This window comes from Pseudomonas sp. CM27 (assembly GCF_013179515.1).
Taxonomy (GTDB): domain Bacteria; phylum Pseudomonadota; class Gammaproteobacteria; order Pseudomonadales; family Pseudomonadaceae; genus Aquipseudomonas.
In genome coordinates this window covers 1-2,228 of record NZ_JABMCN010000406.1, presented here as the reverse complement: position 1 = coordinate 2,228, position 2,228 = coordinate 1, and the positions used below count along the sequence as shown (strand labels likewise).

At 67.3% G+C, this 2,228-nt stretch carries 1 protein-coding gene; it reads left to right on the top strand.

The features are described 5' to 3' along the window. The coding region (locus HP547_RS28410) for an Hpt domain-containing protein (RefSeq protein ID WP_172288817.1) at positions 1-2,228 on the top strand (2,228 nt) is incomplete at both ends.

The window sequence follows — 2,228 nt, the reverse complement described above, 5'->3', positions numbered from 1 at the left end:
GGGCGCGTTGTTCCGCGGCCTGGAGCAACTGCCTTCGTACCTTGAGCGCCTGCGCGGTGCGCGCCATGACCTGCCTCTGGTCATGCTGCCGCTGCTCAACCAGCTGCGCACCTGCCGCGGCATCGAACCGCTCGCCCAGGCCAGCCTGATCAGCGGCGCAGCGCAGCGCTTTGCCGGTGCCGACGATCTGGCCAACCTCGACCTGTCGCTGGGCAACTGGCGCGAGCAATTACAGGCCGGGCCTGGTCGCGATGCCCTGCGCTCGGTGGTGACCGCGCTGTGCGACGACCTGATGCGCATCAAGGAGCGCCTCGACCAGTTCGTGCGCAGTGACCGCCAGCACAGCGAACAGCTCGATGCTTTGCTGGCGCCACTGCGTCATGTGGCGGACACCTTGGCCGTGCTGGGTTTCCAGCAACCACGGCGGGTGATCATCGACCAGGTGCTGGCGCTTCAGGCCCTTGTCCTGGGCGAGCGGGCAGTGGACGACCCGGTGTTGATGGACGTGGCAGGTGCCCTGTTGTATGTCGAAGCCTCGCTCAATGGCATGGTTGGCCCGCTGGAAGAAAACGGCCAGGGCGGCCTGCCGGGCTCGGACCTGGTCGAGATTCGCCAACTGGTACTCAATGAGTCGTTGAACGTGCTGCAGCAGGCCAAGGACCTGATCGGCGATTGCCTGGAGTCTGGCTGGCCGCGGCAACGCCTGCAGCCCTTGCCGGGCCTGCTGCAGCAGATCCGTGGGGCCTTGGCGATGTTGACCCTGCCGACGGTGGCCGAGCTGTTCGCCGGTTGCGCCAACTATGTGCAGCGCTGGTTGCAGCACCTGGAGGAGGAGCCGCCTGCCGCTGAGCTGACCCACCTGGCCGAGGCGCTGAGCGCTGCCGAATGCTACTTGCAATGGCGCCTGGCCGACCCGCTGGCGGATGGCCAGCCGTTTGTCGACATGGCGCGTGCCAGCCTGGCGGCGCTGGGCGTGCATTGTGCCGTCCCAGATGCCGACTGCGACACTGACGGCAGCGGCGATGGCATTGATGACGAGCTGCGCGAAGTGTTCCTCGACGAGGCCGGTGAACTGCTGCCGGAGATCGAGCGGCACTGGCTGCGTTGGCGTGCCGACAACCAGCAGCGCGAGGCGCTGGCTGAAGTGCGTCGCGCACTGCATACCCTCAAAGGCAGTGGGCGCATGGTCCACGCCGAAGCGGTGGCCGAACTGGCCTGGGGCGCCGAACACCTGCTGAGCCGGGTCCTGGAAGGGCGTAGCCTGCTCAGCCCGGAAGGCGTGGTGGCCTTGCAGCAGGTGTTCGTCCACCTGCCCGACCTGCTGGCCGACTTTGCCGTCGGCCAGTTGCCGCAACTGACCGAGATCGAACAGCTGGCCGGGCACCTGCATGCGCTGGCCGAAAACGACGCGCCGGCGCCTGCCGATGTCGACGGCCTCGACCCGCAACTGCTGGATATCTTCCGCACTGAGGCACAAGGCCACCTGGCCAGCCTTGACGCTTTCCTGGAAGGTGCCGATGGCCACGACACACTGGTCAGCGACGGCCTGCAGCGCGCCTTGCACACGCTCAAGGGCAGTGCCGCCATGGCCGGGGTGATGCCGGTCGCCGAACTGGCCACCGCCTTCGACCGCCTGGCCCGTGAGTACAAAGGCCATCAATTGCCCGTGCAAATGGCCGAAATCGAGTGGCTAAAGGCAGCGCGCGGGCTGTTCCAGGCTGGCCTTGCGCAACTCGACAGCACGCCGCTGGCGGCTATCCCCGGTGCTGCGGAGCTGATCGAGCAGGTCGGCCAGGCGGTCGACGGGCGCCTGGCCAGCTTGCATGACGATGGCCTGCAGCAGATGCAGGGCGCCAAGCGCGATCCGCAGGGTGTCGCCAGCTTCCTGGCCCAGGCCATGGATACCCTGCTCAATGCCGAGTCGATGCTGTCGCGCTGGCAGCAACAGCCCGGCCAGCGTGACGCACTGGACATCCTGCTCGACGAAATGACCAGCCTGGGTCACGCCGCGCACCTGGCCGACCTGTGGCAGATTGACGACGTCTGCGAGGCCTTGCTCGACCTGTACGGCGCGGTGGAAGAGGGCAGCCTGCCGGCCGATGGACGCTTCTTCGCCCAGGCGCAGCAGGCGCATGAAGCCCTGCTGGACATGCTCGACGAAGTGGCAGCCGGGCAGGATATTCCGCCCCGTCCCGAGCTGGTCGACAGCTTGCGCAACCTGCTGGACC